This window comes from Streptomyces sp. MZ04 (assembly GCF_004684775.1).
GTDB lineage: Bacteria > Actinomycetota > Actinomycetes > Streptomycetales > Streptomycetaceae > Streptomyces.
Genome location: NZ_SRIC01000367.1, coordinates 1 through 7,105, shown reverse-complemented (window position 1 = coordinate 7,105; position 7,105 = coordinate 1). Strand labels below are relative to the sequence as shown.

Below are 7,105 nucleotides of genomic sequence, written 5' to 3'. Positions count from 1 at the left end.
CCCCCAGGACAACCTCCCGGAAGCCCGCCTCGTCCCCGCTGGAGTCCTTGAGCCCGGCGATGACCCCCTCCGCCGCCAGGTCGAGGACCAGCTCCGCGCTCAGTTTGGAGTGGACGGAAACCGGCAGGTCGTACGCGAAGACCGGCACCGTCGAGCCCGCGGCGACCAGCCGGAAGTGGCGGGTGATCTCCGCCGGGTGCGTGCGCGTGTAGAAGGGAGCGGTGACCACCACCGCGTCCGCGCCCGCCGCAGTCACCGAACGGACGTGGTCCAGGACGCGCGGCGTCGCCGTATCGATCACCCCCGCCAGGACCGGGAGTTGACCCCCGACATGACCCACCACCGTATCGACGACCGTCCCGCGCTGCCGGTCCGTCAGGAACGCCACCTCTGACGTGGAGCCCAGCACGAAGAGCGCGTCGACGCCCCCGTCGACCAGATGGTCGACGAGCCTGACGAGTGACGCCGTATCCACCTCACGGTCCGGTGTCAGGGGGGTGCAGACGGGCGGGATGACACCGGTCAACGGGGTGGGAATGGTCATTGAGGCTCCCTGGGTGCTGCGTCCGTGGCGGCGGACTGGATGACGAGCTCGTGCGTGGACTGGCCGTCCCGCACGGGGTGGTGGCATCGGTAGCGGTGCCCGGACCCCTCCGTCGACGCGAAGTCCGGCAGGGCGGTGGCGCAGATCTCGTCCGCCTTCCAGCACCTCGTACGGAACGGGCATCCGCTCGGCGGCCGGGTGGCCGAGGGGACCGGGCCGACCAGCGGGATCGGGTCGATGGGGTCGAGGAGGCCGGGGGTCGCGGAGAAGAGTGCCCGTGTGTACGGATGGCGGGCCCGGTCAAGGATCTCCTCCGCCGGGGACTCCTCCACGATTCTGCCCAGGTACATGGTGATCACCCGGTCGCTCATCCGCCGCACCGTCTGGATGTCGTGCGAGACGAACACCAGGGCCAGGCCGAGGCGCTCCTTCAGGTCGAGGAGGAGGTTGAGGATCTGGGCGCGTACGGACACGTCGAGCGCGCTCGTCGGCTCGTCCGCGACCACCAGTTCCGGTTCGAGGGCGAGGGCGCGGGCGATCGCCACACGCTGGCGCTGTCCGCCCGACAGCTGGCCGGGGAGGCCGTCCGCCAGGACCTTGGGGAGGCCTACCAGTGACATCAACTCCCGTACCCGCTCCTCGCGTCGGGCGGACGTGCCCTGCCTGTGCACGTCCAGGGGGTCGCGGAGGATCTGCCGTACGGACAGTCTGCGGTTCAGTGCCGTGGAGGGGTCCTGGAAGATCATGCCGGTGTTCCGGCCGATCGTGGCGCGCCGCTCGGCGGGCTTCATCGTCCACAGGTCCCGGCCGCGGAAGGACACCGAGCCGGCAGTGGGCCGCTGTACGCCCACGAGTACCTTCGCCAGGGTCGATTTGCCGCAGCCCGATTCGCCTACGACGCCCACGGTCTCGCCGGGGGCGATGGTCAGGTCGGCGCCGGTCAGGGCGTACACGCGGTCCCGCGACAGCAGACCGCCGGAGCGGGCCCGGTGCACGACGTGCGCGTCGGAGAGGGAAATCAGGGAAGCGTCGGTCGTCGGGGTCACTGAAGGGCCTCGCTTCCCCTGGGGTCCGGCACCCGTGGCGGCTGCTGCGCCGGATGGTGGCAGGCGATGGAATGCCGTGCCCCGCCCAGGAGTTCGGGCGCCGTCGTGCGGCACACCTCGCTGGCGAGCGGGCACCGGTCGGCGAACCGGCACCCCGCGGGGAAGTCGGCGGGCGACGGGACGACGCCCTTGATCTGGGTGAGGCGTTGTGCCGCCGACTCCAGGGAGAGCACCGAGCCGAGCAGGCCGCGCGTGTAGTGGTGGGACGGCGACTCGACCAGGTCCGCCGTCACGCCCGTCTCGACGATCTGCCCGCCGTACATCACGACCACGCGGTCGGTGACGTCGGCGACGAGCGCCAGGTCGTGCGAGACGAGGATGAGCGCGAAGCCCAGCTCCTCGCGCAGCCGCAGGAGGAGTTGGATCACCTGCGCCTGGACCGTGACGTCCAGGGCCGTCGTCGGTTCGTCGGCGACGATCAGTTTCGGGTCGCGGGAGAGTGCCATCGCGATCAGTACGCGCTGGCGCTGGCCGCCGGAGAGTTCGTGCGGGTAGCTGCGCAGGGTGCGGTCCGGGTCGAGGCCGACCAGCTCGAGCAGCTCGACCGCCGTACGTCGGCCGCCTCTTCGTACGACCTGTTTGAGCTGGGCGCGTACCGTCATCGCGGGGTTCAGGGACGACAGGGCGTCCTGGTAGATCATCGCCATGTCGTGGCCGAGGAGGCGCCTGCGGGCGCGCATCGGCATGCCGATCAACTGCTCGCCGTCGAACGTGACGTGGCCGCCGATGCGGGCGCCCTTCGGCTCCAGGCCCATCACGGTCAGCGCGGTGAGCGACTTGCCGCAGCCCGACTCGCCCACCAGGCCGAGGACTTCGCCCGGACGTACGTGGAAGCTGATGCCGTCGACGATGTCCACTCCGCTGTGCCGGGCGTCGAAGCCGATCGCGAGATCGGAGACGGTCAGGACCGGCGCCCCATCGGGCAGCGGCCGCGCTCGGGAGCGAAGGCGCTGGGCCGCCTCGGTCAGGCCCGGCAGCTCGAGGACCTTGCCGCTGCCCGGCTCGGGGGCCTCGACGCGGTCCTCCTTGCGGGCCGCGCCCGGCACGTCGCGGGTCGCGGGCGCCGCCCAGGCGTCGGAGACGCCCTCGGAGAGGATGTTCAGGGCGAGGACCGTGAGCAGCATGAGCAGGCCGGGGAAGACCGTCGCCCACCAGCCGCCGAGCAGCACCATGTTCTTGCCGTCGGCGATGACGCTGCCCCAGGACGGGTCCGGGGGACGTACGCCCGCGCCGATGAAGGACAGCGAGGCCTCGAAGACGATGGCCTCGGCGACCTGCACCGTGCAGAACACCAGGATGGGGGCGGCGCAGTTGATGGCCACGTGCTTGATGAGGATGTGCGGGGTGCGGGCGCCGACGATGCGTTCGGCGACGACATAGTCCTCGCCGTACTGGTCCATCACATTCGCCCGCACGACCCGGGCGACGGGCGGCGTGAACAGGAACGCGATGGCGCAGATGAGGACCATGATCCCGCCGCCGAAGACGGCCACGAGGACGGCCGCGAGCGCGATCCCCGGGAACGCCATGACGACGTCCAGGCAGCGCATCAGCGTCTCGTCGACCGCCTTGCGCGAGGTCGCCGCGATCGCGCCGAGCACCGCGCCGACGATCAGGGCGAGCAGCGTCGCCCCGAGCCCGATCGCCAGGGACCAGCGCGCCCCGTACATCAGCCTGCTGAGGATGTCCCGGCCCAGGCTGTCCTGCCCCATCCAGTGGTCGCCGGACGGATGCCCGGTGCCGTCGACCTGCGGCTGCTGGTCGAGCGGGTCGTGCGGGGCGAGCAGCGGTGCGAAGAGCGCGATGAGTACGACGATGCCCACGACGCCGACCGCGACCCGGGAGAGCAGGGGCAGGCGGCGCAGGGAGGCGAGCCGGATGCCGGGCCGCGACAGCCGCTCGGCCAGTTCCTTGCGCGACGAGATCATCAAGTGGTCCCCCTCAGGCGCGGATTGACGAGCAAGTGGAGGATGTCGAGGACAAGATTCACGACGACGAACCCGACGGCGGTCGTGATGACGACGCCCTGCACGACGGCCGGGTCGCCGTTCTTCACGGCGTCGATCATCAGTTTCCCCATGCCCGGCAGCGAGAAGATCGTCTCGATGACGACCGCGCCGCCGAGCAGATAGCCGACGCGCAGGCCGAGCACGGTCAGCGGGTTGATGAGGGCGTTGCGCAGGACGTTGCGCCCGACGACCACCACCGGCGGCAGGCCGCTCCCGATCGCAGTCCGTACGTAATCCTTGTCGAGCTCCTCGACCACGGCCGTACGGATGATGCGGGTGAGTCCGGCGGCCACGGGCAGGGAGAGCGCGAAGGCGGGCAGCGTCATGGTCTTCAGCCAACCGCTCAGTGAGTCACCGGGGTTGATGTATCCGCCGGTGGGGAACCAGCCCGCCTCCACGGCCAGGTACTGGATCATGAGCAGGGCGAGCCAGAATCCGGGCGCCGCCACACCGGTGAGCGAGACGACGCGGATCAGCTGGTCCGGCAGCCGGTCACGGTAGATCGCGGCGGTCACGCCGAGCAGCAGCGAGATGACGACGGCGATGCCGAGCCCCATGAAGGTCAGCTGCACGGTGAGCGGAAGGGCGGTGGTGACCTGGTCCACCACCGGTGAGCGGGTGAGGACGCTGATGCCCATGTCGCCGTGGAGCAGATCGCCCACGAAGGCGACGTAGCGCACCGGCAGCGGATCGAGCAGCCCGTTCTCCTCGCGGAACTGGTGCAGTTGCTCCTGGGTCGGATTGGCGCCCTGGAAGAACGCCGAGGCCGGATCGATGTCCGAGAACCGCATCACGAGGAAGACGAACAGGACGATGCCGAGCAGCAGCGGGACGAGCAGGGCGATGCGGCGGGCCAGGATTCTGACGATCGCGGTCACGTTCGTACGACTCCCAACGGTCTGACCGGTAGGGCTAGTCGGCCCACTTGGCCTGGAGGAGATTGATCCCGGGGTAGGGCTGGGCCTTGATGCCGGTGACCTTCTTCGGGTCCCAGGCGGTCATCAGCTCGTTGTGGACGACCGGGTAGATCACCGCCTGCTCGGCGACGACGTCGATGTAGCCCTGGACCATCGCCTTCTTCTTGCTCGCCTCGGGCTCGCGCGTGGCCTGGTCCATGTCCTTGAAGAGCTTCTTGGCGGTGGAGTTGCCGGACCAACGGGCGTAGCCCATCCACAGGTTCTCGGGCCCGTAGTTGTAGTGCATGATCAGATCGGCATCGACCCCGAACTGATTGGGATTGGATGCGGCCGCCACGACCTGATAGTCCTTCTTCTGGTCCATCTTGGTGAAGACGGCGGTCGTCTCCTGCGGATCGAGCGTCGTCTTCACACCAATGGCGTCCCACGAGGCCTTGATGGTCGGCAGGCAGTCGACGATCCAACTCACGTTCACGGCCATGAGGTTGACCGAGAGATCCTTGACCCCGGCCTCCTCCAGGAGCCGCTTCGCCTTCTTCGGGTCGTACGCGTAGACCGTCTTCGCGGGCCGGTAGGCGGGGTTGGACTCGTTGAGGAACGAGGTGGACGCCTTGCCGTGGCCCTTGAGGGCGACCTCGATCATCTTCTCGGTGTCGATGGCGTAGTGCAGCGCCTGGCGCACGCGTACGTCGTCGAAGGGCTTGTGGGCGGTGTTGAACATGAGGAACAGGTTGTTCATGCCCGCCCCGCCCTCGACGCTCAGCCCGCCCTTCTTCAACTGCTCGATGTTGGCGTACGGGATGTTGTCCGCGATCTCAGAGTCGGCGCTGCCGCCGGAGATCTTCGCGACGCGGGGTGCGGCGTCGACGATGGTCAGCCAGTTCATCTTCTTGAAGGCGGCTTTGCGGGGGCCGTTGTAGTCGTCGAACGCCTCGAAGGTGGTGTTGGACTTCGGGGCGTGCGAGGCCTGCTTGTACGGTCCCGAGCCCACCGCCTTGCCCTTGGTCGCCTCGTCCCAGGCACCGGGCTTGGCGAAGACGTGCTTGGGCATGATCTTGGCGAGGGAGAGCCGGGCGACGCCGTCGGGAAACGGGAACTTGAGCGTCATCTCAACGCTCATGGCATCGACCTTCTTGACGCCCTTCAGCCAGCTCTCGAAGAAGCCCTTGGCCAGGGTCTGCGTCTTGGGGTCGAGGATCCGGTCGAAGACGAAGACGACGTCGTCGGCGGTGACGGGCTTCCCGTCGTGCCACTTGGCGCCCGCGCGCAGGGTGAACTTCCAGGTGGTCGCCTTGGGGTCGGCGGGGACCTCGGTGGCGAGCGCGGCGTACGGCTCGCGGGTGATGGGGTCGGTGCCGAGGAGCCCTTCGTAGATGTGCTCGTTGCCGGCCATCGCGAACGCGGACGCGGTCTGCGTCGGGTCCCAACTGCCGTCGTTGCCATAGCCGATGACGGCGGTGAGGGTCGATCCGCCGCCCTTGCCACCACCACCCCCGGCCTCATTGGTTGACTCGGGTCCCGACGAACAGGCGGAGAGCGTGGTGGTGATGGCCGCGGCCGCGCCCAGGGCACCGGTGTACTTGAGGAAGGAGCGGCGGTCCGCTGCGGGCCCGGTGGATCCGATGCTGGTCTTCTGGTCGCTCACTGTGTCTCCCTTGCTCCTTGAGAGATCCCACGTCCTACGTCGTGGTGGCGTGGCGACCATAAGAGCGCCGCGATGGCCGGTCAAGAGATCGCGCACGGATCCGAATTCCGGTCGTCCTGAACGATGTTGGTCCAGAGGTGGGACGTGGGATGTCATCCGTGCCTACGATGTGCCGCATGCCTCAGGAGCCAGTCCGCGAACGGCGCGTGGGCAGTCAAGTCCAGCGCGCAGTCATGCAGTTGATCCTCGATCGGCGGCTTCGGCCGGGCGCCTCGCTGCCCACCGAGGCGGAGCTGATGGAGGATCTGGGGGTCAGCAGGAACTCGGTACGGGAGGCGCTGAAGGCGCTCCAGGCCCTGGACATAGTGGAGATCAGACACGGCTACGGCACGTACGTGGGCCACGCCTCACTGACCCCTCTGGCGGACGGCCTGACCTTCCGCACTCTGGTCCAACTGGCCGACGACTCCCACGCGCTGGCGGAGATCCTCCAGCTCCGAGAGGTCCTGGAGGAGGGCCTGATCCGCCGGGTGGCGGTCGTGGTGACGGACGAGGAACTGCACCAACTGGAGTCGCTGGTAGCCAAGATGGAGGAGGCGGCGACGGAGGGTGCCGCCTTCCCCGACCTGGACCGCGAGTTCCACGAGACGCTCTACCGCTCCCTGGGCAACGAGCTGGTGCCACAACTCCTGAGCGCGTTCTGGAACGTCTTCCACCGGGTGGCGGGCGTCCGAGGCTGGTCCAGCGACCCCGCACCGGAACTGACGGTACGCAGACACCGGGACATAGTGACGGCCCTACGGGCCCGCGACGTGCCCCGCGCCGAACGGGCGATGACGGATCACTTCCGGGGGATCGAGGCGCGGGCGGGGCAGGAGTCGCGG

At 68.9% G+C, this 7,105-nt stretch carries 6 protein-coding genes; 1 reads left to right on the top strand and 5 read right to left on the bottom strand.

Features of this window, described 5'->3' with window-relative positions; genetic code table 11:
* The 5 genes from E2651_RS39365 to E2651_RS39345 all read right to left on the bottom strand — a co-directional run.
* Nucleotides 1-544, bottom strand: a 544-nt coding sequence (locus tag E2651_RS39365) for a dihydrodipicolinate synthase family protein (protein ID WP_135336077.1), incomplete at its 3' end; no start/stop codon positions are given.
* Complete coding sequence (locus tag E2651_RS39360) at nt 541-1,590, bottom strand: ABC transporter ATP-binding protein (protein WP_167829030.1); 1,050 nt, start codon at nt 1,588-1,590, stop codon at nt 541-543. The genes E2651_RS39365 and E2651_RS39360, both read right to left, overlap by 4 nt.
* Nucleotides 1,587-3,578 carry a dipeptide/oligopeptide/nickel ABC transporter permease/ATP-binding protein gene (locus E2651_RS39355; RefSeq protein WP_135336076.1) on the bottom strand — a complete coding sequence of 664 codons (1,992 nt, stop codon included), beginning with the start codon at nt 3,576-3,578 and terminating at the stop codon, nt 1,587-1,589. The genes E2651_RS39360 and E2651_RS39355 overlap by 4 nt, the downstream gene beginning before the upstream one ends.
* Nucleotides 3,578-4,537: an ABC transporter permease gene (locus E2651_RS39350; RefSeq protein ID WP_135336075.1), complete on the bottom strand. Its 960-nt coding sequence runs from the start codon at nt 4,535-4,537 to the stop codon at nt 3,578-3,580. The genes E2651_RS39355 and E2651_RS39350 overlap by 1 nt, the downstream gene beginning before the upstream one ends.
* Nucleotides 4,538-4,571: 34 nt before the next feature.
* On the bottom strand, nt 4,572-6,221 hold the full coding sequence (locus E2651_RS39345) for an ABC transporter substrate-binding protein (RefSeq protein ID WP_245239493.1): 1,650 nt from the start codon (nt 6,219-6,221) through the stop codon (nt 4,572-4,574).
* 167 nt (nt 6,222-6,388) lie between these two features.
* Here E2651_RS39345 and E2651_RS39340 point away from each other — a divergent pair.
* Nucleotides 6,389-7,105, top strand: a 717-nt coding sequence (locus E2651_RS39340; RefSeq protein ID WP_209446360.1) for a FadR/GntR family transcriptional regulator, incomplete at its 3' end; no start/stop codon positions are given.

Coding starts and splice junctions, on each gene's coding strand:
- E2651_RS39355 (WP_135336076.1), bottom strand. CDS start 3,578: ATGATCTCGTCGCGCAAGGAACTGGCCGAGCGGCTGTCGCGGCCCGGC.